This is a genomic window from Streptomyces sp. R-07 (assembly GCF_049913175.1).
GTDB lineage: Bacteria > Actinomycetota > Actinomycetes > Streptomycetales > Streptomycetaceae > Streptomyces.
Window position 1 is genome coordinate 2,111,483 of the sequence record NZ_CP183978.1, and the last position, 20,950, is coordinate 2,132,432.

At 73.1% G+C, this 20,950-nt stretch carries 19 protein-coding genes; 8 read left to right on the forward strand and 11 right to left on the reverse strand.

Annotation, left to right across the window (positions count from 1 at the left end):
- Window positions 1-37 precede the first annotated feature (37 nt).
- From ACN9M0_RS09470 to ACN9M0_RS09490, 5 genes are all read right to left on the reverse strand, one after another.
- A complete protein-coding gene (locus ACN9M0_RS09470) occupies window positions 38-3,169 on the reverse strand; it encodes an efflux RND transporter permease subunit (protein ID WP_366040234.1) in 3,132 nt (1,043 codons plus the stop codon).
- Between the two features lie 177 nt (window positions 3,170-3,346).
- Entirely contained in the window at window positions 3,347-4,036 is a 690-nt protein-coding gene (locus ACN9M0_RS09475) for a response regulator transcription factor (protein ID WP_366040235.1), read from the reverse strand.
- The gene (locus ACN9M0_RS09480; protein ID WP_399696514.1) at window positions 4,033-5,295 is read right to left on the reverse strand and encodes a sensor histidine kinase; all 1,263 of its coding nucleotides are present in this window, start codon (window positions 5,293-5,295) and stop codon (window positions 4,033-4,035) included. The genes ACN9M0_RS09475 and ACN9M0_RS09480 overlap by 4 nt, the downstream gene beginning before the upstream one ends.
- Before the next feature lie 338 nt (window positions 5,296-5,633).
- On the reverse strand, window positions 5,634-5,912 hold the full coding sequence (gene pspAA, locus ACN9M0_RS09485) for a PspA-associated protein PspAA (protein WP_366040237.1): 279 nt from the start codon (window positions 5,910-5,912) through the stop codon (window positions 5,634-5,636).
- 19 nt (window positions 5,913-5,931) lie between these two features.
- Window positions 5,932-6,732 carry a PspA/IM30 family protein gene (locus ACN9M0_RS09490; RefSeq protein WP_366040238.1) on the reverse strand — a complete coding sequence of 267 codons (801 nt, stop codon included), beginning with the start codon at window positions 6,730-6,732 and terminating at the stop codon, window positions 5,932-5,934.
- A 272-nt stretch (window positions 6,733-7,004) separates the two neighbouring features.
- On the opposite strand from ACN9M0_RS09490, the gene ACN9M0_RS09495 reads away from it, so the two are divergent.
- The 3 genes from ACN9M0_RS09495 (at window position 7,005) to ACN9M0_RS09505 (ending at window position 9,611) form a co-directional block, all read left to right on the forward strand.
- Window positions 7,005-7,610: a DUF3043 domain-containing protein gene (locus ACN9M0_RS09495; RefSeq protein ID WP_366040239.1), complete on the forward strand. Its 606-nt coding sequence runs from the start codon at window positions 7,005-7,007 to the stop codon at window positions 7,608-7,610.
- Window positions 7,611-7,675: 65 nt separating this feature from the next.
- On the forward strand, window positions 7,676-8,452 hold the full coding sequence (locus ACN9M0_RS09500) for a class I SAM-dependent methyltransferase (protein ID WP_366040240.1): 777 nt from the start codon (window positions 7,676-7,678) through the stop codon (window positions 8,450-8,452).
- Window positions 8,453-8,534: 82 nt separating this feature from the next.
- Entirely contained in the window at window positions 8,535-9,611 is a 1,077-nt protein-coding gene (locus tag ACN9M0_RS09505; RefSeq protein WP_366040241.1) for a S1C family serine protease, read from the forward strand.
- A gap of 98 nt (window positions 9,612-9,709) precedes the next feature.
- On the opposite strand, the gene ACN9M0_RS09510 is transcribed toward ACN9M0_RS09505, so the two are convergent.
- Window positions 9,710-9,916 (reverse strand): hypothetical protein, encoded by a 207-nt coding sequence (locus tag ACN9M0_RS09510; protein WP_024758380.1) that lies wholly within the window; start codon window positions 9,914-9,916, stop codon window positions 9,710-9,712.
- 91 nt (window positions 9,917-10,007) lie between these two features.
- Here ACN9M0_RS09510 and ACN9M0_RS09515 point away from each other — a divergent pair, with 91 nt between their 5' ends.
- The 4 genes from ACN9M0_RS09515 to ACN9M0_RS09530 all read left to right on the forward strand — a co-directional run bounded on the left by ACN9M0_RS09515 (window position 10,008) and on the right by ACN9M0_RS09530 (window position 14,902).
- The gene (locus ACN9M0_RS09515) at window positions 10,008-11,210 is read left to right on the forward strand and encodes a bifunctional adenosylcobinamide kinase/adenosylcobinamide-phosphate guanylyltransferase (RefSeq protein ID WP_366040242.1); all 1,203 of its coding nucleotides are present in this window, start codon (window positions 10,008-10,010) and stop codon (window positions 11,208-11,210) included.
- Between the two features lie 38 nt (window positions 11,211-11,248).
- Window positions 11,249-12,325: a nicotinate-nucleotide--dimethylbenzimidazole phosphoribosyltransferase gene (gene cobT, locus ACN9M0_RS09520; RefSeq protein WP_366040243.1), complete on the forward strand. Its 1,077-nt coding sequence runs from the start codon at window positions 11,249-11,251 to the stop codon at window positions 12,323-12,325.
- Window positions 12,326-12,428: 103 nt separating this feature from the next.
- The gene (locus ACN9M0_RS09525; protein ID WP_366040244.1) at window positions 12,429-14,192 is read left to right on the forward strand and encodes a phosphatidylglycerol lysyltransferase domain-containing protein; all 1,764 of its coding nucleotides are present in this window, start codon (window positions 12,429-12,431) and stop codon (window positions 14,190-14,192) included.
- Window positions 14,189-14,902 carry a hypothetical protein gene (locus tag ACN9M0_RS09530; protein ID WP_366040245.1) on the forward strand — a complete coding sequence of 238 codons (714 nt, stop codon included), beginning with the start codon at window positions 14,189-14,191 and terminating at the stop codon, window positions 14,900-14,902. The genes ACN9M0_RS09525 and ACN9M0_RS09530 overlap by 4 nt, the downstream gene beginning before the upstream one ends.
- Here the strand turns inward: ACN9M0_RS09530 and ACN9M0_RS09535 are convergent.
- Window positions 14,839-15,606: a hypothetical protein gene (locus ACN9M0_RS09535; protein WP_366040246.1), complete on the reverse strand. Its 768-nt coding sequence runs from the start codon at window positions 15,604-15,606 to the stop codon at window positions 14,839-14,841. The genes ACN9M0_RS09530 and ACN9M0_RS09535 overlap by 64 nt on opposite strands.
- 25 nt (window positions 15,607-15,631) lie before the next feature.
- On the opposite strand from ACN9M0_RS09535, the gene ACN9M0_RS09540 reads away from it, so the two are divergent.
- Entirely contained in the window at window positions 15,632-16,438 is an 807-nt protein-coding gene (locus ACN9M0_RS09540) for an adenosylcobinamide-GDP ribazoletransferase (protein WP_399696525.1), read from the forward strand.
- Between the two features lie 5 nt (window positions 16,439-16,443).
- Here the strand turns inward: ACN9M0_RS09540 and ACN9M0_RS09545 are convergent, their stop codons facing one another.
- Genes ACN9M0_RS09545 through pelF form a run of 4 tightly spaced genes read right to left on the reverse strand, consistent with a single transcriptional unit; the run spans window position 16,444 to window position 20,936 of the window.
- Window positions 16,444-17,265, reverse strand: coding sequence for an endo alpha-1,4 polygalactosaminidase (locus ACN9M0_RS09545; protein WP_426403419.1), 822 nt, complete (start codon window positions 17,263-17,265; stop codon window positions 16,444-16,446).
- Window positions 17,266-17,276: 11 nt separating this feature from the next.
- A complete protein-coding gene (locus ACN9M0_RS09550) occupies window positions 17,277-17,900 on the reverse strand; it encodes a spherulation-specific family 4 protein (RefSeq protein ID WP_366040249.1) in 624 nt (207 codons plus the stop codon).
- 7 nt (window positions 17,901-17,907) lie between these two features.
- On the reverse strand, window positions 17,908-19,383 hold the full coding sequence (locus ACN9M0_RS09555; RefSeq protein WP_426403420.1) for a hypothetical protein: 1,476 nt from the start codon (window positions 19,381-19,383) through the stop codon (window positions 17,908-17,910).
- Window positions 19,380-20,936, reverse strand: coding sequence for a GT4 family glycosyltransferase PelF (gene pelF / locus ACN9M0_RS09560; protein WP_426403421.1), 1,557 nt, complete (start codon window positions 20,934-20,936; stop codon window positions 19,380-19,382). The genes ACN9M0_RS09555 and pelF overlap by 4 nt, the downstream gene beginning before the upstream one ends.
- Window positions 20,937-20,950 lie beyond the last annotated feature (14 nt).

The following is a 20,950-nucleotide window of genomic DNA, read 5'->3' on the forward strand; positions in this document are numbered from 1 at the left end:
CGAGCTCGCGGGGCGCCCCTTCCTCATGCCGTCCGGGTCAGACCGCGGCCGGCTCCTCCTTGGCCTGCGGCGGGACCGCCGGGCCGCCGGCCTTCGCCTCCCGCTTCGCCGCCTTCTTCTTCGCGCGGCGCTCCTTGCGGAGCTCCACCATCGCGTAGAGCGTCGGGACGAGGAGCAGGGTGAGCAGCGTCGAGGTGATCAGACCGCCGATCACCACCACGGCCAGCGGCTGGGCGATGAAGCCGCCCTCGCCGGTGACACCGAGGGCCATCGGCAGCAGGGCGAAGATCGTCGCCAGGGCGGTCATCAGGATCGGGCGGAGCCGGTGCCGGCCGCCCTCGATCACCGCTTCGACGACGCCCAGGCCCTGCGCCCGGTACTGGTTGATCAGGTCGATCAGGACGATCGCGTTGGTGACGACGATGCCGATGAGCATCAGCATGCCGATCATCGCCGGGACGCCCATCGCCGTGCCGGTGACCACGAGCAGACCGATCGCGCCGGTCGCCGCGAACGGGATCGAGACCAGCAGGATCAGCGGCTGGACCAGCGACCTGAAGGTCGCCACCAGGAGCATGAAGACGATCGCGACCGCCGCGAGCATCGCCAGGAACAGGTTGACGAAGGCGTCGGACTGGTCCGCGGTGACGCCGCCGACGGTGGCGGTGGCGCCCTCCGGCAGGTCGAGGCCCTTGAGCTTCGCCTGGAGGGCGTTGCCCACCGCGCCGGTGTTGTCGCCGACCGGCTTGGCCGTGATCGTCGCGGCGCGCGCGCCGTCGATCCGGGTCATCGAGACCGGGCCGGGGACCAGCTCGACGGTGGCGATGTCACCGAGCTTCACGGGGCCGAGCGGCAGCGCCTTGAGCGCGGCCAGGGTGGTGGCCGGGTGGGCCGAGGTGATGAGGACGTCCCGCTCGCTGTCGTCGAGGATCGCCTTGGCGGCAGGGGTGCCCCGGACTGCCTGGGCCACGATCGCGCCGAGCGAGGTGGTGTCGAAGCCGGCGTCGGCCGCCTTGGCGTTCGCCTTGACGGAGATGCGCGGGACGGACGTCGACAGGTCGCTCTCGACGTCGGTGACGTCCTTCAGACCGGCGACCGCGGCCCGGACCTGCTCGGAGGCCTTCTTGAGGGCCTCCGGGTCGGCGGCCTTCACGACCACGCTCAGGTTCTGGGAGCCGAAGCCGTCGCCGGCGGCGATGGTGGTGTCGCCGATCCCGTCCAGCGCGCCGAGGCCCTTCTCGAGGGCGTCGCGGGTCTTCTCGTACGAGGCGGAGTCGTCCAGGCTCACCTTGTACGAGGCCTGGTTGGCGCCGGTGCCGCCGCCGAAGGCCGCCATGAAGCCGGACGAACCGACGGTGACCTGGTAGTCCTTGACGCCCTCGGTGTCCGCGAGGACCTTCTCGATCTTCTTCGCGGCCTCGTCGGAGGCGTCCAGGCTGGTGCCGGGTGCCAGCTCCTGCCGGATGTTGAGCACCTCCTGCTCGCCGGGGTCGAAGAAGTTCGTCTTCAGGAGCCCGCCCATGCCGATGGTGACGAGGAAGACGACGAGGGCGATGGCGAGGCTCGTGACCCGGCGCCGGGTCGCGAAGCGCAGGACCGGCACGTACGCGCGCTGAAGGCGGCTCTTCTCCTCCTTCTCCTCGGCCAGGCGGCGGGCCTCCTCCGGGTCCCCCGACGTGCCCTTGGGGGCGCGCAGGAACCAGTACGAGAGGACCGGGACCACGGTCAGGGAGACCAGCAGCGAGGCGAGCAGGGCCGCCGTCACCGTCAGCGAGAAGGAGCCGAACATCTCGCCGACGATGCCGCCGACCAGACCGATCGGCAGGAAGACGGCGACGGTGGTGAGGGTCGAGGAGGTGACGGCGCCCGCCACCTCGCGGACCGCGGTGAGGATCGCGGAGTGGCGCTCCTCGCCGTAGCCCAGGTGCCGCTTGATGTTCTCCAGGACCACGATCGAGTCGTCGACGACGCGGCCGATGGCGATGGTGAGCGCGCCGAGCGTCAGCATGTTCAGCGAGAGGTCACGGGTCCACAGCACGATGAGGGCGAGGACGACCGAGAGCGGGATGGAGACCGCGGTCACCAGGGTCGAGCGGACCGACGCGAGGAAGACCAGGATCACCAGGACGGCCATGACGAGGCCGAGCGCGCCCTCCGTGGTCAGGCCGGAGACGGCCTTGGCGACGGCCGGGCCCTGGTCGGAGACCACGGTCAGCTCGGCGCCGGCGCCGAGGTCGCGGCGCAGGTCGGGCAGCTTCTCCTCGACGGCGTCGGAGATCGCGACGGCGCTGCCGTCCTTGTCCATGGTGGCCATCACGGCGAGGGTGGGCTTGCCGTTCGTGCGGGTGAGGGAGGTGCGCGGGGACTCCTCCTGCTTCACGGTGGCGACGTCGCCGAGGCGGACCGCCTTGCTCTTGCCGGGGACGGCCGCCGGGATGCGCAGGTCCTCGATCTGCCGCAGCGAGGTGTAGCCGCCGCCGACCTGGATGGTGCGGGACTTGCCGGCCTCCGAGAAGGCGCCGGCCGGCATCGTGGCGCCGCCGGAGCGCAGGGTCTCGGCGAGCTTCATCGTGGTGAGTCCGGCCGCGGCGAGCTTCCGCTCGTCCGGGGTGACGGAGACCTGGAGGTCCTGGACGCCGCTGACGGAGACCTGGCCGACGCCCTCGATGTCCTGCAGGGCGGGCACGACGGTCCGCTCCAGCTGGTCCGCGAGGGCCTGCGGGTCCTTGTCCGAGGCGGCGGCGAGGACGACGGTCGGCATGTCGTCCGTCGAACCGGCGATCACCTGCGGGTCGACCGTGTCGGGCAGCTGGGCGCGGGCGCGGTTGACCGCCTGCTGGACGTCGGCGACGAGCTGCTTCGTCGACTCGTCGCCGTAGTCGAAGGAGGCCATGACGACGGCCATGCCCTCGGAGGCGGTGGAGGTGACCGACTTGAGCCCGTCGACGGCCTTGAGGTTGCTCTCGAGCGGCTCGACGACCTGCTTCTCGACCACATCGGGAGAGGCGCCCTGGTAGGGGGCGAGGACCGAGACCATGGGCAGCTCGATCGAGGGGAGCAACTGCTGCTTCAGCTGCGGGATCGCGATCGCCCCGAACACGATCGCGACGATGGACATCAGCCCGATCAGGGCCCGTTGCGCGAGGCTGAATCTGGACAGCCAGGACATGGGGTCTCTCTTCTGTGGCGTACTCGTCGACAGGCGGGAGCAGCCAAGACCCCGGCCCTGACCCGCTGGGTCCGCCGGGGGTGCCCCCCGTCTATACGATCTGCCATCCGCGGCCGGAAGTCCTCGGCCCCCGGGTCCAGATCCTTATCCCGCGCATACCGCGTCTGGAGTACGCGCTCACTCCACCCGGGGGCGTACGAGACCGGACTCGTAGGCCGTGACCACCAGCTGGGCCCGGTCGCGGGCGCCGAGCTTGGCCATGGTCCGGTTGACATGCGTCTTCACGGTGAGCGGGCTGACGTCGAGCCGCTCGGCGATCTCGTCGTTGGAGAGACCGCCCGCGACGAGGACGAGCACCTCGCGCTCCCGGGCGGTGAGCGCGCCGAGCCGCTCGGTGCGGGCGCTGCCCGCCGCGCCGGCCGTGTCCGTGCCGGGGCCCTGGGCGAGGAAGGTGGCGATCAGCCCTTTGGTGGCGGCCGGGGAGAGCAGCGCCTCACCGGCGTGCGCGATCCGGATCGCGCCCAGCAGCTCCTCCGGTTCGGCCCCCTTGCCGAGGAAACCGGAGGCCCCGGCACGCAGCGACTGCACGACGTACTCGTCGACCTCGAAGGTGGTCAGCATGACGATCCGTACGTCGGCGAGCTCGGGATCCGCGGTGATCATCCGGGTCGCGGCGAGGCCGTCGGTGCCCGGCATCCGGATGTCCATCAGGACGACGTCGGGCCGCGTGGCGCGGGCGAGCACGACCGCCTCGGCGCCGTCGGGAGCCTCCCCGACCACCTCCATGTCGGGCTCGGAGTCCACCAGGACCTTGAAGGCGCTGCGGAGCAGTGCCTGGTCGTCGGCGAGCAGTACCCGGATCGTCATGTGTCCTCCCCGTCCTTCCCCGTGCGGGACGCCACCGGCAGTATCGCCTGGACGCGGAAGCCGCCACCGTAGCGGGGTGCGGCGGTGAGGGTGCCGCCGAGCGCGCCGACCCGCTCGCGCATGCCCAGCAGTCCGTGGCCGCCGACCGGGGGCTGCTCGCGGGGCTGGGGCGGGACGGTCCGCGGCGTGCCGTTGTCGAGGACGGTGATCTCGACCGTACGGCCCACCCGGACGATGCTCACCTCCGCCGTCGCGTCCGCTCCCGCGTGCTTGCGCACATTGGTCAGGGCCTCCTGGACGATCCGGTACGCGGCGAGGTCGACGGTCGCGGGGAGCGTCAGCCCCTCGTCGGGGCGGGCCAGGGCGACGGGGAGACCGGCCTTGCGGAAGCTGTCGAGCAGCCCGTCGAGGACGGCGAGGCCCGGGGCGGGCTCGGTGGGGGCCTCCGGGTCGCCGGACTGGCGCAGCAGGCCGACGGTGGCGCGCAGCTCGTCCAGGGCGGAGCGGCTGGCCTCGCGGACGTGCGCGAGGGCCTCCTTGGCCTGGTCGGGCCGCTTGTCCATGACGTGGGCGGCGACGCCGGCCTGGACGTTCACCAGGGCGATGTGGTGGGCGACGACGTCGTGCAGGTCGCGGGCGATCCGCAGCCGCTCCTCGGCGACCCGCCGTCCGGCCTCCTCCTCGCGGGTCCGCTCCGCCCGCTCGGCCCGCTCGCGGATCGCGTCGACGAAGGCCCGGCGGCTGCGGACGGCGTCCCCGGCCGCCGCCGCCATCCCGGTCCAGGCGAAGACGCCCAGGTTCTCCTGCGCGTACCAGGGGGTCGGACCGAAGGCCATGGCCGCGGCGGTGAGCACCGCCATCGTGGCGAGCCCGACCCGCCAGGTGGTCGGCCGGTCGGTGCGGGAGGCCACCGTGTAGAGCGCGACGACGGCGGCCATCGCGATCGGGGCCGGCCGGTTGTCGTTGACGAGCTCGAAGAGGCTGATCGCCACGGTGAAGGCGAGCACGGCGAAGGGGCGGCGGCGGCGCATCACGAGGGCGGCGGCCCCGGCGATCATGATCAGCACGCTCCACGCGCTCGGCGTGCGGTCCCCGAAGGTCGGCCCGTCCGGGCTGCCGTGCGGATCGGTGAAGGACCCGGCGATCATGCAGACGAGCGCGCCGGCGGCGATCGCCGCGTCGAAGGCGAGGGGGTGCGCACGGAACCAGTCGCGGAGGCGGGCGTGGAGGGTGCCGGTGGCGGAGCCGGTGGGGGTCACGGGAGACAACGGTACGGCCACGTCGGTGCGGGCGATCGTCCCGGCGCCCTCGCGGCCGCCAGGCCGGTGCCTACCCGCCGTGTGGGCAATCGTCCCGCAGGGGCGATGGGGGTCTCCCCTGCTCGAGCGAAGTCGAGAGCTTGGGGGAGGGCGGGCACACGGGACGGCGCCCTCGGCGGCGCCTCCGCCTTCTGCGCCCTGACCCGCACCACGAGCGCGGCGCCCCAAGGGGTGCGGGTTCAGGCGCGCAAGCCTCTGGCGCCGGCAAGGGCGCCGTCCGTTGTGCCCACCCGTTCCGCCCCTGCGGAACGTATGCCCACAACGGGGCCGATGGGGTGTCAGCCTGGGATGAGGCCGTCGTCGGAGAGCATCTCCTTGACCTCGTCCAGGCTCGCGTCCGGAGCCGGGAGGATCAGTTCCGAGGGCTCCAGGGCATCGTCCGGCAGCGGTTCGCCGAGCCGCCGGACCGCGTCGAGGAGGGCGCCGAGCGTGCGCCGGAACGCCTCCTCGTCCCCCGACTCCATCTCTTCGAGAAGCTCGTCGTCGAGTCTGTTGAGCTCGGCGAAGTGGATGTCGGCCAGCTCCAGCTGGCCCTCCCCCATGATCCGTACGATCATGACGCGTCCTGTCTGTCGCCTACTTCTCGAAGCGCGGGTGGGACTGCTGCTGCTGAGAGCGGTCCTGCGGCGCGGCCGCGCCACCGCCCTCGATGGCCTGCTGCTGAGCGGAGGGGCCCCCGGCCAGCTCGGCCTTCATCCGCTGGAGCTCCAGCTCGACGTCCGTGCCGCCGGAGAGCCGGTCCAGCTCCGCCTGGATGTCGTCCTTCGCGAGCCCGGACTGGTCGTCCAGGGCGCCCGAGGCGAGCAGCTCGTCGATCGCGCCCGCGCGCGCCTGGAGCTGGGCGGTCTTGTCCTCGGCCCGCTGGATCGCCAGGCCGACGTCGCTCATCTCCTCCGAGATGCCGGAGAAGGACTCGGCGATCCGGGTCTGCGCCTGGGCCGCCGTGTAGGTGGCCTTGATGGTCTCCTTCTTGGTGCGGAAGGCGTCCACCTTGGCCTGGAGACGCTGGGAGGCGAGGGTGAGCTTCTCCTCCTCGCCCTGCAGCGTCTGGTGCTGCACCTCCAGGTCGCTGACCTGCTGCTGGAGCGCGGCACGCCGGGACAGCGCCTCGCGCGCCAGGTCCTCGCGGCCGAGCGCCAGTGCCTTGCGGCCCTGGTCCTCCAGCTTGGCCGACTGGCCCTGCAGCTGGTTCAGCTGGAGTTCGAGCCGCTTGCGGGAGGTGGCGACGTCGGCCACGCCGCGCCGCACCTTCTGCAGCAGCTCCAGCTGCTTCTGGTAGGAGTAATCGAGCGTCTCGCGCGGATCCTCGGCCCGGTCAAGGGCCTTGTTCGCCTTCGCGCGGAAGATCATCCCCATACGCTTCATGACACCGCTCATGGGCTTCGCGCGCCCCCTTCTGACGGACTTCGGCTCCAGCTCTTCGACAGGATCCACAGTACGGGCCCTGTCTCCATTACCGCACTGTTCGGAGCGGGATGCGCTCCTCCCCAAGGACGACTGCGCCCCTCGTCGCCTCCCGCGCAGGGAGTAGATGGATCTAGGGGAAACCGCTGCTGTCCTGCGTACGTACGCCCCAAGACGCAGTCCGTTAGCGGATCGTTCCCGCCCGGCATGGGGTTCATGCCCACCACCCCGTACCCTTGGGTTTTGTGTTCCGTAGCCGTTCGAAGGACGAGAAGGCCCCCACCGACAAGGTGACGGCGGACCTCTCCAGCAAGCAGCCCCGCGACCCCGAGGCCCCCAAGGGCCGCCCGACTCCGAAGCGGAGCGACGCGCAGACTCAGCGCCGTCGTGCCGCGACGGTGCCGACCGACCGCAAGGAGGCCGCCAAGCGCCAGCGCGACGCACGCCGCTCGGACATGGCCCGGCAGCGTGAAGCGCTGGCCAACGGCGATGAGCGTTACCTGCCCGTCCGCGACAAGGGTCCGGTCCGCCGCTTCGTGCGCGACTTCGTCGACTCGCGGTTCGCGATCGCCGAGTTCTTCCTGCCGATGGCCGTGGTGATCCTCGTGCTGTCGCTGTTCGGCAACGCAAACCGGGCGCTGCAGAACATCTCCCTGCTGCTCTGGCTCGGTGTGATCATCCTGATCGTCATCGACTCGATCGGTATCTGGATCCGTCTGCGGAAGCAGCTCAACGAGCGCTTCCCGAACGAGCCGAAGCGCGGCGCGATCGCCTACGGCCTGATGCGCACGCTCCAGATGCGCCGACTGCGACTGCCGAAGCCGCAGGTCAAGCGCGGAGAGCGGCCCTGAGCGCCGACAGCTCGGAGTTCGGCGGGCGCGCGTTCGGCGAGGCCACGTCGGAGTCGGGTGGCCCCGTGCTGCCCGCCGTCGCCCACTGGCCCGCCGGTCCCGGCGGGCTGCGCGACACCATCCGGCAGGAGATCGTCGCCCGTCAGCTCGACGAGCAGATATCCGGCCGCTACCCGGTGGGGCAGCGGCTGCGGATCCTCGACGCCGGCATGGGGCAGGGCACCCAGGCCCTGCGCCTGGCCCGGGCCGGACACACCGTGACCGGCCTGGAGGCCGACCCGGACCTCCTGAAGGCGGCCCGTGAGTCGCTGGCGACCGAGCCCGCCGGGATCCGCGAGCGGGTCCGGATGATCGAGGGCGACGGACGCGAGACCGGGGTGCACTTCCTGCCCGGCAGCTTCGACGTGGTCCTCTGCCACGGTGTGCTCATGTACGCGGACGAGCCGGACGCGCTGCTCGCGGGCCTGGCCCGGATGCTGGCCCCCGGCGGCCTGCTGTCCCTGGTCGTGCGGAACGCCGAGGCCCTGTCCATGCGGCCGGGGCTCGCCGGGGACTGGTCGGGGGCGTTGGCGGCCTTCGACTCGGACGTCTACACGGACGACAACGGCGTGAAGGTGCGGGCCGACCGACTGGACGGGCTCACGGCGACGCTCGCGGGAATCGCGGCGCCGCTGCACGCCTGGTACGGGGTACGGGTCTTCACGGACGGCGTCCCCGCCGACGCGGGCCTGCCGGCCGCCGAGGAGCTGGAGCGGCTGCTCGCCGCCGAGGACCGGGCGGGCCGCACGGAGCCGTACCGGCGGATCGCGGCGCTTCTTCACCTGTGCGGGGTCCGGGGCTGACGGGAGCTCGACCGGCGCTCGCGCATCCCTGATCGGGTGCGTTCGCCGGGCCCGGGACGGGGCGGAATCGGATACTCCGGACATGGACGTCATCCGTGCCCGTTCCCGTGCCCGTCGCGCCCTCCTTCCCCTCACCGCCGGAGCCTGCGCCGTCGCACTCGTCGGCGGCTGCTCCTCCTCCGGCGGTGACGCGTCCGCCCCGGAGCGCTCCACCCAGGCGGCGGCGCCGCTCGCCGCCAACGAACTCCAGGACGACTACCGGGCCGTCATCAAGAACGTGCTGCCCTCGGTCGTGCAGATCGACGCGGCGAACAGCCTCGGCTCCGGGGTCGTCTACGACGGCAAGGGGCACGTCGTCACCAACGCGCACGTGGTCGGCCAGGACAAGACCTTCAAGGTCACGGCCGCCACCGGCGGGCAGCCCGTGACGGCGCGGCTCGTCTCCTCGTACCCCGAGCAGGACCTCGCGGTGATCAAGCTGGACAGCGTGCCGCAGGGGCTGAAGGCGGCGAAGTTCGGCAATTCGGCCACCGTCGACATGGGGCAGATCGTCCTCGCGATGGGCTCCCCGCTCGGCCTGTCCGGCAGCGTGACCCAGGGCATCGTCTCTGCGACCGGGCGGACGGTCAGCGAGGGCCGGACCGGCGGCGGCACCGGCGCGACCATCGGGAACATGGTCCAGACGTCGGCGGCGATCAACCCGGGCAACAGCGGGGGCGCCCTCGTCAACCTCGACAGCGAGGTCATCGGCATCCCGACGCTCGCCGCGACCGACCCCGAACTGGGCGGCGGCTCGGCGCCCGGCATCGGCTTCGCGATCCCCGCGTCGATGGTGCGGACGATCGCGGACCAGATCGTCAGGAGCGGCAAGGTGACGGACTCGGGCCGGGCCGCCCTGAACATCACCGGCCGTACGGTCCTCGACGACGACTACGAGCCGGCGGGCGTCGCGGTCGTCGAGGCACCGGCGGACGGGGCGGCCGGGAAGGCGGGCCTGAAGCCGGGCGACGTGATCACCCGCCTCGGCGACGCGGACATCACGACGATCACGTCGCTGTCGGAGGCGCTGGCGTCGATGAAGCCGGGGGACAAGGTGACGACGGTGTATGTCCGGGGCGCGACGACACACAGGACGAACATCACCCTGGGCGAGCTGTAGCCCCCGCCCTGGGCCGCGGGGCCCCGGCACGGTGCGGCGGTCCCGGAAAGGGGGCAGGGGGCTTGGCCCCCTGCCCCCTTTCCGGTTCGCCCGGTGTTCTAGCCCTCCGCGTCGAGGGGCATCGGGCCGTAGATCTTCGCGCCGTCCTCCGAGAGGGTCACCTGGTCCGCGCCGCCGCCCAGGAGGTCGCGCCAGTGTTCGCCGATCCAGCTCTCCGCGTCTCCCTGGGTGGTGAACTCCTCGGGCGTCACCACCGGCTCGACCTCGGTGCCGTCGGACTTCTCGAACCGCCACGTCCATGCCATGTAAGCCTCCTGGCGCTCACCGGATGATCGGTTTCCTGCCCGCAGCGTAGCCGGGCGCGCACGCCTCGCGGTGGCGCGGGAGGATCTGAGGGTGGAACTGACTCTGCTCGGCACCGGCGCCCCCCTCGGACTCCCCCGCTCCGACTGCCCCTGCGCCGTGTGCGCGCTGTCTCGTGGGGAGCGGGCGAGGGCCGCGACCTCACTGCTCGTGGACGGGGCCCTGTTGCTCGATCTGACCCCGGGGGCCGCGCTCGCCGCCGCGCGGTCGGGGCATTCGCTGGTGGGGGTGCGGCAGGTGCTGCTCACCCATCCGCACGACGGGCCCGCCGTGGAGGTGCCCGCGGGGCTTCCGACGGCGGGGCGGGTGCCGGACGGCCGGGAGTTGACGCTGATCAGCGGGCACCGGGTGCGGGCGGTGCCGATGGACTCCCCCGGGACCGGGTACGAGGTGACCTCGGCCGACGGTGAGCGGCTGCTCTATCTGCCGCCGGGGGGCGCGCCCGCGGGGCTGACGGACGACCATGGCAACCCGTACGACATGATCGTCGCCGATGTCACCGGCCGGCCGGACGGGCTCGCCCGGCTGCGGGCGGCGGGGGCGGTGGGCCCGGCCACCGAGGTGATCGCGGTGCACCTGGACCACGACGTGCCGACGGGTGCCGAGCTGGACCGGCGGCTCGCGGCGGCGGGCGCGCGGGCGGTGCCGGACGGGACGACGCTGTACATCGGTGACTACCACGAGGTGCCGGACGTGCCCCGGCGGACGCTGGTGACCGGTGGGGCCCGGTCGGGGAAGTCGGTGGAGGCCGAGCGGCGCCTGGAGACCTTCTCCGAGGTGCTGTACGTGGCGACGGGCGGCACCCGGGAGGGCGATCCGGAGTGGGCCGAGCGGGTGGGGCTGCACCGGGAGCGGCGGCCGGGTTCGTGGCGTACGGCCGAGACCTGCGAGCTCGTACCGCTGTTCGCGGAGGACGGTCCGCCGCTGCTCGTCGACTGTCTGTCGCTGTGGCTGACGGACGCCATGGACCGGGTGGGTGCCTGGGACGACGCGACGTGGGCGGCCGGCGGGCAGGCGGCGCTGCGGGAGCGGATGGCGGAGCTGGTGGCGGCGGTGCGGGCGACGAGCCGCACGGTCGTGGTGGTGACGAACGAGGTCGGCTCCGGGGTGGTGCCGGCCACGGCGGCGGGGCGCCGCTTCCGGGACGAGCTGGGCCGGCTGAACGCGGCCTTCGGGGACGAGTGCGAGGAGGTCGTCCTGGTGGTCGCCGGTCAGGCTCTGGTACTGCGCGGGTAGGGTGCCGCTCACCGATTACTTGTCACTAGGCGGACCCCTTGAACCTGGACGACTTCTCCGATCTGATCGAGCGCCCCGACGGCGGGATACGGCGTGACGCCGAGGAGCGCAGGGAGCGGCTGACCGTGCCGCCGGGGGCGCTGGGCCGGCTCGACGAGCTGGGCGAGTGGCTGTCCGCGGCGCAGGCCTCGGTGAAGGTGCGGGCGATCGAGCAGCCGAAGGTCGTGCTGTTCGCGGGCGACCACGGGGTGGCCTCGCTCGACGTGTCGGGCCGCGCGGCGGGCACGGCGCACGAGCTGGTGCGCGCGGTGCTCGACGGGACGAGCCCGGTGGCCGTCCTCGCCCGCTCGATGAACGTGCCGGTACGGGTCGTGGACGCCGGTCTGGACTGCGACCCGGAGCTGCTGCCCGCCGAGGTGGTACGGCACCGGGTGCGGCGCGGCAGCGGCCGGATCGACGTGGCGGACGCGCTGACGGTCGAGGAGACCGAGGCGGCGGTCCGGCTCGGCATCGCGATCGCCGACGAGGAGGCGGACTCGGGCACCGATCTGGTGGTGCTCGGGGATCTGAGCGTGGGCGGGACGACTCCGGCGGCGACGCTGGTCGCGGCGCTGTGCGGGACGGACGCCTCGGTGGTGACCGGTCGCGGTGGTGCCGGGATCGACGATCTGGCGTGGATGCGCAAGTGTGCGGCGATCCGGGACGCGCTGCGGCGGGCCCGGCCGGTCCTGGGCGACCAGCTGGAGCTGCTCGCGGCGGTCGGCGGGGCGGACCTGGCGGCGATGACCGGTTTCCTGCTGCAGGCCTCGGTGCGGCGGATGCCGGTGATCCTGGACGGTGTGGTGGGCGCGGCCTGTGCGCTGGTGGCGCAGCGGGCGGCGTTCCGGGCGCCGGACTGGTGGCTCGCGGGCCAGGTGAGCGGGGAGCCGGCGCAGGCGAAGGCGCTGGACCGGATGGCGCTCAACCCGCTGCTCGATCACGGCGTCCATGTGGGTGAGGGAACCGGGGCATTGCTCGCGCTTCCCCTCGTCCAGGCCGCGGCGGCGTTCGCCGCGGAGCTGCCCGAACGTCCGGACCCGACCGCTCCGGACGCCGAGGGCGCTGCGGAGGCCTGAGCGCGGGCGAAGGGAACAACCGGCCCCGGGGCGGTCGTACGCGACGCGCGTGGCCGCTCCGGCGTCTCCGCACGGCAAGTACCGCCCCATATGATCGCTTTTCATGGGAGAAGTCCGCTTGTCTGCCGAAACAGCGCCCCGGGCCACGACCGCCCGTTCACGGCGCAGCGCAGCGTTCGCCGTCTGGTATCTGCGTGTCGTCACGTTCATCAACTTCCTGAGCGCCGTCTGGGTCTCGTTCGGGCAGGACCTGCGCCGCCACAACGAGGACAACTACTTCACCCCGTACATGCTCACCGCGGGCTTCGCCTCGGGCGTCTTCACGCTCTTCCTGGCGATCACCATGCGGCGCCGCAAACGGGCCGCGTGGATCCTGAACTCCGTGCTGAGCGGGCTCTTCCTGCTGCTGTTCGCGGTGGTGATGGTCTTCCCGGAGATCCGGCAGCACGCCCAGAACTGGATCTCGCTCGCCCTGACCGCCGCCTTCTTCGTGTCGCTGCTGCTCGGCCGCAAGGAGTTCTACGCGAAGGGCGACCGCTCCAACCCGCTGCTCGCGGCGGCCGTCGCCGTCGGAGGGCTGCTCGTCACCTCCCTGCTGGCGGCCGTCCTGGTGACCGTCACCAACACCGCCACCGGCGGCTCCACCTTCATGGAGCGCTGGAAGTACGGCGTGCTGCGCCTGGTCACGCTCGCCGCCGACGACTCCGGCATGACCGGGATCTCCACCCCCGGCTGGGTCGACGTCTTCATCAACGTGATGTCCACGCTGCTGCTGTTCGCGGTGCTCTTCGCCGCCTTCCGCTCCCGCCGGGCCGTCGACGCGCTGACCGAGGAGGACGAGGAGCGGCTGCGGCTGCTGCTCGACAAGCAGGGCGAGCGCGACTCGCTCGGCTATTTCGCGCTGCGCCGCGAGAAGAGCGTCGTGTGGTCGCCGAGCGAGAAGGCGGCCATCGCCTACCGGGTGGTCGGCGGGGTCTCGCTCGCCTCGGGCGACCCGATCGGCGACCCCGAGGCCTGGCCGGGCGCCATCGAGCCCTGGCTCGCCGAGGCGCGCGAGCACGGCTGGATCCCGGCGGTGATGGGTGCGAGCGAGGAGGCCGGGGTCATCTACGCCCGGCACGGTCTGGACGCCCTGGAGCTGGGCGACGAGGCGATCGTGGAGACGGACGAGTTCACCCTGGACGGCCGGGCGATGCGGACGGTCCGGCAGGCCTTCAACCGGGTCAAGCGGGCCGGGTACGAGGTCCGGATCCGGCGTCACGAGGACATCCCGGCGGACGAGATGAGCGTGCTGCTCCGCAAGGCGGACGACTGGCGGGACGGGGCCACCGAGCGCGGTTTCTCGATGGCGCTGGGCCGGCTCGGCGACCCACAGGACGGCCGCTGCGTGATGCTGGAGTGCACCGATGACCGGGGCGAGCTGCGGGCCGTGCTGTCCTTCGTCCCCTGGGGGCCGAAGGGGCTCTCGCTGGACCTGATGCGCCGCGACCGGGACTCCGAGAACGGCCTGATGGAGTTCATGGTCATCGAACTCCTGCAGCGCGCCAAGGAGATCGGGATCACTCAGGTCTCGCTCAACTTCGCGATGTTCCGCTCCGTCTTCGAACGTGGCTCGAAGCTCGGGGCGGGACCCGTGCTGCGCATGTGGCGTTCACTGCTCAGCTTCTTCTCCCGCTGGTGGCAGATCGAGTCGCTGTACCGCGCCAACGCCAAGTACCGACCGATCTGGGAGCCCCGATTCATGCTCTTCGAGAAGAGTGCGGACCTGCTGCGCATCGGCCTCGCCGCAGGCCGCGCCGAGGGGTTCCTGGAGGCCCCCGGTCTGCCGAAGTGGATGCACCGCAGACATCTGGAGAGCGGGCGTTGACCGGCTCCTTCGCGCGTTTCGCCCGGCGCGAGTGGGGCCCGCTGTTCGCCACCGTGAAGACGGCGCTCGTCACGCGGCGGTGGAGGGCGGTCCCGATGACGCTCGCCGCCGTCTGTCTCACCTCCCTGTTCCAGGTCGTGCAGAACCAGGACTGGGGCTATCAGCCGGTCCAGGACATCGGTTCCGTACGGGCCGAGGACCCGCTGTGGCTCGCGCTGCTGCGGACCCCGCTCTCACTGTTCGTCCCCGCGCTCGACCTGCCCGTGTGGGGCGCCCTCGCGCAGGTCCTGCTGGTGTTCGGGATCGCCGAGATCTGCCTCGGACGGTGGCGGACGCTCGCCGTCGCCTACCTGGCGACGCTGGCCGGCACGCTCTACGCGCGCGTGGGCATCGCGCTCGGCCCGGACAGCCCGTTCGGGCTGCCCGCCTCCGACGCGCAGGTCGTCGACACCGGCCCCTCGGCGGCCGTGGTGGGCCTCGCGGTCTACGTCTGCTGGCGGTACGGGGCGCGGTGGACGGGCGCGCTCGTGGTGGTCGCGATGGTCGTCGAGGTGATCGTCAAGGCGAACCTGGCGGGCAAGGAGCACCTCGCGGCGATCGCGGCCGTCCTCGTCCTGCTCGCGGTCGTGGCCTGGCGCGGGCGGGGTCAGGAGGGTGGCGTCGGGCCCCGCCCGGGGACGCGCTCCTGGAAGCCGCCGATCAGGTCCTGAACGCGGCGCCGCACCTTGGTCCAGCGCCTGTCGTGGCGGTACGTACGGATCCGGGAGCGGGCCCTGGCCCGGTGGCGGCGCCGGTAGAAGTGCCGGGACCACCAGGAGCCGGGGCGGGCCAGGCGGACGGCGCCGACGATCGCCACGAACGGGACGAGGGTCCCGATCACGGCCATCCGGAACTTCCCCTTCACCAGGGTGACCAGGATGAGGAGGAAGTTCAGCGCCAGGGTCAGGATGAAGGTGGTCCGGTCCTGGCGTTCGTCGGCGGTCATGTCGTCGACGCCGAGCGGCGAGAAGCCGCTGAGCGCGAGCCCCACGAGGGCCGCGGTGAGCACGACCACCTCGACGCTCTTGCGGCCGTCCTCGGACCAGTACACGTCGTCGAGATGGAGGATGAGCGCGAACTCGTCCAGGACGAGCCCCGCGCCGATCCCGAAGACGACGGCGAAGACGGCCGCGCCGACGCCGTGCCGGCCGCTGCCCACCGCACCGAACCCGCCGAGGACGGCGAGGACGACGCCGGGCACGACGTGATGGATGTGGAGGCCCCCGGAGGAGACGTTCCCGAACGGGCCCTTCCCCGCCCGGATGAGGCGGGTGACGGTGCGCGTGACCAGGAATGTCAGGACGAAGGAGGTCAGAGCGAGCAGCATCGGGAGCTTGCCCGGCTCGACGATGTTGCGGGAGAACCAGTGACCCATGCCACCCCGATCCGATATGCGCGGTATGCGCAATCTACCGTCCGGGGGCGGCGATTACCCTGCCCGGATGGACGGCCTGCGTTTCGCCTTCGGCACCCTCACCGTGTTCCCCGCCCGCATCACCCGCTGGGACCGGGACGCGGCGCGCGCCGGCATGCTCAGCGCCCCGCTCGCGGGACTGGTCGTCGGGCTCTGCTCCGCCGCGGCCGGCGGGGGGTTCCTGCTGCTCGGCGCGGGCCCGCTGCTCGCGGCCGTCGTCACCACCGCCGTCCCCGCCCTGCTCACCCGGGGCCTCCACCTCGACGGCCTCGCGGACACCGCCGACGGCCTCGGCAGCGCCAAGCCGGCCGAGGACGCGCTGCGCATCATGAAGCAGTCGGACATCGGCCCCTTCGGCGTCATCGCCCTGGTCCTCGTCCTGCTCGGCCAGGTCGCCGCGCTGTACCAGCTGTACGGGGAGGGCTGGGCGCACGGCACCCTCGCCGCCGTCCTCGCCGCCACCGTCGCCCGCCTCGCCCTCACCCACGCCTCCCGGCTCGGCGTCCCGGCGGCCCGCCCCGAGGGCCTCGGCGCGATCGTCGCGCAGACCGTCCCGACCCGCTCCGCGACCCTCACAACGGCCCTGGTCCTGGTCCTCTGCGCCTCGACGGGCCTGCTCCTCTCCCCGTACGACGCCGTCCGCAACGTCCTGGCGGCCGGCGCGGCCCTCGGCGCGGCGGCGCTGCTGCTCCGCCGGTGCGTGCGGCGCTTCGGCGGGGTGACGGGCGACGTGTTCGGCGCGGTGGAGGAGTCGGCGGCGACGGTGGCGCTGGTCGCGCTGACGCTGGGCTGAGGCGGCTAGCAGGGTTGGCGCCAGGCGTCCAGCTCGTACCGCTTCCGCATGGAGCTGAGGCCCAGCTTCCGGGCCTGCGGACAGAACTGCGCCGTCGTCAGTTCGTACTCGACGTGGAAGACCGCCTTGCCCGCCGCCACGAACGGCGCCAGGCTGCCGCATTCGTCGTACTCCGCGCACTGCTCGTTGACCGCGAAGTCGAAGTCCGGCAGCAGCTTCGGAACCTGGTCCAGGTCGTTCTTGAGGCCGACCGCGAGGCCCCGCTCGTGGGCCATGCCGGCGATGAGCCGGTTGTAGCGGAGCTGGTCGGCGGCGGTGAGCGGGAAGCCCGTGCGGTTCTTGTAGCCGTCCATGTTGTCGGGTTCGACGGCGTCGAAGCCCTTGTCCCGGCACATGTCGAGGCGCTTCGCCATGAGGGGACCGAGGAGGTCGGTGCGGCGGATGTCGAGCCAGCGCTCGCCGTCCCAGCCGTTGCCCTTGCCGAGGAGGGCCTTCGGGAACCGGTCGGCGTCGGGGCGGAAGTCCTCCCAGGCGCCGGTGGACAGGTAGCAGATGACCTTGCGGCCGCGGGCGTGCAGGTCCTTCACGGTGGACGCCGGGTGGTCGAAGCCGTCGATGTCGTACACCGGGACGTCGACGGCCGGGTCGAGCGTGCCGCTGAGCTGCCACTGCCAGGTGAGGCCCGGCTTGGGCTGCCAGCGCCCCTCCTCGGTGGGCTTCGGGTCGGGGCCGGGGGCCGCCGTACAGGCCGTGGCGAGGAGCAGCAGCCCCGCGAGCAACGGAAGCGGTCGTCGCGTCGGGCGGGCGCGCAACGGCCGGTCTCTCATCGGGCGGGCTCTCATCGGGCGGGCTCCAGGAGGTGCGGAAGGGTGCCCCAGGGGTGCGCGCCCGTCCCGGGGACGGCGCAGTGCACCGGGGTGGCCGGGCGGATGCCCGCGGGGGCCGCGTAGACGAGGTGGCAGTAGTGGGCGGCGACCGGCAGGTCGAGCGTCCGGTACGTGTCCCAGGGGCCCTCGAAGGTGACGAGGAGGTCGGCCTGGGCCTCGTAGCCGGGGTTCGGCTGGGCCCCGTGGTTGAAGACGAGGGTCGCGGCCCCGGCGGCCCGGGCGGCGACCGCGATCCGGCGGTAGTGGGCGAGGGCCGCGGGCGCGGTCGCCACCTGGTCGAGGAACGCGCCGTCGGCGGCGTACCAGTCGCGGTGGCGGACCAGTTCGGCGACGACCTCGGCGTGCGGGCGGCGCCCGTAGGCGGTGTCCACGTAGCCGAGGACCCGCACCCCGGCCGCCCGCAGCCGGCCGGCGGCCTCGGCGAAGGCCGGGTCGGGGGCCGCGCCGGCGCCGCTCGCCGGGTTGAGGACGACGCCGTACAGGGAGGGCGCCGCGTCGACGAGGGCCGACCAGGCCTCGGGGCGTTCGGCCGGGTGCTCGTAGTACGGCACCAGGAGGGAGGGAAGGTTGGTCATGGGACCTCTAGGCGCGGTGGGCGGTCGGTCGTACCAGCAGGGCACAGGTCAGGGTGGCGAGCACCGCCGCCGCTCCCCCGGCGGCCACCGGGCCCGCCGCCGGTTCCACGGTCTGCGCCGCCGCCGCGAGCAGGCAGACCGTGGCGGCGCTGAGCACCGCGCCGAAGGCCTGGAGCAGCAGCCCGAGCCAGAGCACGGTCCCGATCAGGAGCAGGGTGACCAGGCGCGGGAGCGTCGGCCACGGCGCCCCCGGCCAGGCCAGGGTCGCGGCGAGGGCGAGGGCGAGGAGCACGGTGAGGTAGCCGCCGAGACAGACCACCAGGGTGCCGGTGACCGCCCGGCGGAACTCGCGGGCGGTGGTGAGGGTCCGCAGCCGGGTCAGGCTCCCGCCCCGGAAGCGGAGCAGCAGCCACTCGGCGGGCCCCATGGAGAGGGTGAGGGCGATGACCGCACCCGCCCCGCCGACCAGCGTGTCGCCGACGCCCGAGTGGAGCACGAGCAGGCCGCTGCCGAGGCCGAAGAGGCCGTACGGGAGGGAGGCGGCGCGCGGGGGTCCGCCGCGGCCCGCCGCGCCCCGGCGGGCGCCCGGGCGCAGGACGAGCGCGGCGAGGACGACGGACGCGGTGAGGGAGGCGAGGAGCAGTCCGGCGCGCAGCGCGTCCGGCAGGTCCCAGCGGAAGGCGGGGACGGCGCCTGCGAGCGGCAGCAGGGCGCCGAGCAGGGCCCGTTCGCGGCCGAGGACGAGGAGCACGGTCGCGGCGGCGAGGTAGAGGGACTGCCCGGCGGCGAACACGGCGGCCGGAGTCTCGCCGGGTGCGGCGGCCGCGAGGGCGACGGCCGTCCCGGCGAGGGCGCCGGCCGGGGCGCCGGTGAGCAGGGCGCGGGCGGCGGCGGGCCGGTCGCCGAGCCCGAGCCAGGTGTAGGCGCGGTGGGAGAGGGCCTGGTTCCAGACCCAGCCGGTGACGGCCCCGGCGAGGAGCGGGACGGTTCCGGCGGGGAGCCCGAAGCGTCCGTGGCCCCCGGCGAGCAGCGGCGCGGCGAGGACGTACGCGAGGCCGGGGAGTGCGAAGACGAGCCCGCGCAGCAGGCAGCCCGCGAGGTCGCCGTGCCAGGCGCCGGCGGGTGGTGCCTCCGGTTCGGGGTGGCGCCGCTCCACGCGCGCGTAGAGGTCCTCGGCGAGGGAGAAGGAGTCGGCGCGGCCGTAGGTGAGCTTGATGTGCTCGTCGGTCATGCCGTCGGACTCGAGGACCGCGGCGATCTCGTCCGGGTGCACGGCGGCGGCGACGAACCGGTCGAGCCGTTCGGCGAGTTCGTCGAGCGGATCGGCGGCGAGGTCGCCTTCTGAGGGGGGTGGGGTGGGGGCGAGGTCGCCTCCTGCCGGGGCCGGGGTCGCCCGCACCGCGTGGTCCTCGCCGCGGGGGCGCGGGATCGCGGCGAGCGGGGTCTGCGCCTTCGGGGGTTTCAGCCAGAGGGATCCGCTCATGCCGGGGTGCCTCCTGTGACGAGGGCCGGGGAGGTACGGCGCGGGGCGGGGATGCTCAGGCGCAGGGGCGCGGTGGGGACGGTCGGGGCGGGGCGCGGCGGGCGGGCGCCCGCCAGTTCGCGGTAGATCTGCCGGAAGCCGTCCACCGAGCGGTGCAGGGTGAACCGGTCGACGACCCGCTGCCGGGCGCGGCGGCCGAGTTCGGCGCGGCGGGCGCCGTCCCTCAGGAGTGCGGAGACGGCGGCGGCCATGACGGCCGGTTCGCGGGGCGGGACGACGATCCCGGTGTCGCCGACGGCCTCCCGTACGCCTCCGACGTCCGTGGAGACGGTGGCGCGGCCGCAGGACATGGCCTCGATGAGGGAGAAGGGGAAGCCCTCGCTGATGGAGGAGAGCATGACCACGCTGCCGGCGGCGTACGCGGAGGGGACGTCACTGATCCGGCCCTCGAAGGAGACGCCGTCGGCGACGCCCAGTTCGGCGGCGAGCTTCTCCAGGCGGGTGAGGTAGTCCTCGTTCCCGGCGGGGACCGGGCCGAACAACCGCAGCCGCAGCTCGGGGAGTTCGGCGCGGCAGATGGCGTAGGCCCGGATCAGGGTCTCCAGGTCCTTGATGGGGTCGACGCGGCCGCACCAGCTGAGGGTGGGGGTCTCGGGTTCGGGTCCGGCCTCGGGGAAGAGGGCCGGGTCGACGCCGTTGTAGACGGTGCGGATGCGGTCGGCGGGGGCTCCGCCGCGCTCCTCCCAGCGCCGGTTGTACTGGTTGCAGGGGGTGATGAGGTCGGCCTTGCGGTAGCCGAGGGTGTTGAGCTCGCGGTAGAAGCCGAGCATGAGGGCCTTGACGGGCCAGCGTTGCGCTTCGGTGCGGTAGCCGAGGTAGCGCTCGCGGAGGTAGATGCCGTGTTCGGTGAGCAGGAAGGGCACCCCTTCGAAGTGCTGCGCGGCGAGCGCCGGCAGGGTGGCGAGGCCGCTGGAGACGGCGTGCGCCACTCCGCCGGTGGATATCCGGGCGGCGAGCGGACGCAGGGCGTGTTCGAGGAGGTCGGTGGCGGTGAGCGCGTCGTGGACGGTGGGCCGGGCCGCGAGCGTGGGCAGGTGCGGCATGGTCCAGATCCACATCAGGGAGCGCAGGGCCCGCTCGGAGCGGAGGGCGGCGGTCAGCCTTCCCTGCCGGGCGAGTTCGGCGAGTTCGTACAGGCCGGTGCCGAAGTCGCAGCCCGCCTCGGGGTCGAGGAGGGCGAGCAGGACGCGTTCGTAGGCGTCGAGGAAGCGGCGGCGGTCGCGCCCCCGCAGGGGCCGGCGCGCTCCGGCGAACAGGCCGGGCGCGGCCGGCCCCTGCGGCAGGCCCCAGAGGGGGTACGCGGTGTGCCGGGTGACGTTGGGCGGCAGCTCCCAGGTGACGGGTTCGCGGCCGCTGCCGGTGAGGGCGAGGATCTCGAAGTCGACCTCCGGCATGCCGCGGACGAGCTGGTCGCACCAGGTGCTGACGCCGCCGTGGACGTGCGGATAGGTGCCTTCGGTGAGCATGGTGACGTGACGGCCACTGCTCGGCATGAGCGGGTCCCCCC

Bases quoted from the DNA above. Each gene is read 5' to 3' on its own strand.
- pspAA (WP_366040237.1), bottom strand. From the start codon at position 5,912: ATGATCGTACGGATCATGGGGGAGGGCCAGCTGGAGCTGGCCGACATC.
- ACN9M0_RS09510 (WP_024758380.1), bottom strand. From the start codon at position 9,916: ATGGCATGGACGTGGCGGTTCGAGAAGTCCGACGGCACCGAGGTCGAG.
- ACN9M0_RS09535 (WP_366040246.1), bottom strand. From the start codon at position 15,606: ATGGGTCACTGGTTCTCCCGCAACATCGTCGAGCCGGGCAAGCTCCCG.
- ACN9M0_RS09490 (WP_366040238.1), bottom strand. From the start codon at position 6,732: ATGAGCGGTGTCATGAAGCGTATGGGGATGATCTTCCGCGCGAAGGCG.
- ACN9M0_RS09550 (WP_366040249.1), bottom strand. From the start codon at position 17,900: ATGACCAACCTTCCCTCCCTCCTGGTGCCGTACTACGAGCACCCGGCC.
- ACN9M0_RS09555 (WP_426403420.1), bottom strand. From the start codon at position 19,383: ATGAGCGGATCCCTCTGGCTGAAACCCCCGAAGGCGCAGACCCCGCTC.
- ACN9M0_RS09540 (WP_399696525.1), top strand. From the start codon at position 15,632: ATGCGCAATCTACCGTCCGGGGGCGGCGATTACCCTGCCCGGATGGAC.
- pelF (WP_426403421.1), bottom strand. From the start codon at position 20,936: ATGCCGAGCAGTGGCCGTCACGTCACCATGCTCACCGAAGGCACCTAT.
- ACN9M0_RS09475 (WP_366040235.1), bottom strand. From the start codon at position 4,036: ATGACGATCCGGGTACTGCTCGCCGACGACCAGGCACTGCTCCGCAGC.
- ACN9M0_RS09525 (WP_366040244.1), top strand. From the start codon at position 12,429: ATGGGAGAAGTCCGCTTGTCTGCCGAAACAGCGCCCCGGGCCACGACC.
- ACN9M0_RS09505 (WP_366040241.1), top strand. From the start codon at position 8,535: ATGGACGTCATCCGTGCCCGTTCCCGTGCCCGTCGCGCCCTCCTTCCC.
- ACN9M0_RS09470 (WP_366040234.1), bottom strand. From the start codon at position 3,169: ATGTCCTGGCTGTCCAGATTCAGCCTCGCGCAACGGGCCCTGATCGGG.
- ACN9M0_RS09545 (WP_426403419.1), bottom strand. From the start codon at position 17,265: ATGAGAGACCGGCCGTTGCGCGCCCGCCCGACGCGACGACCGCTTCCG.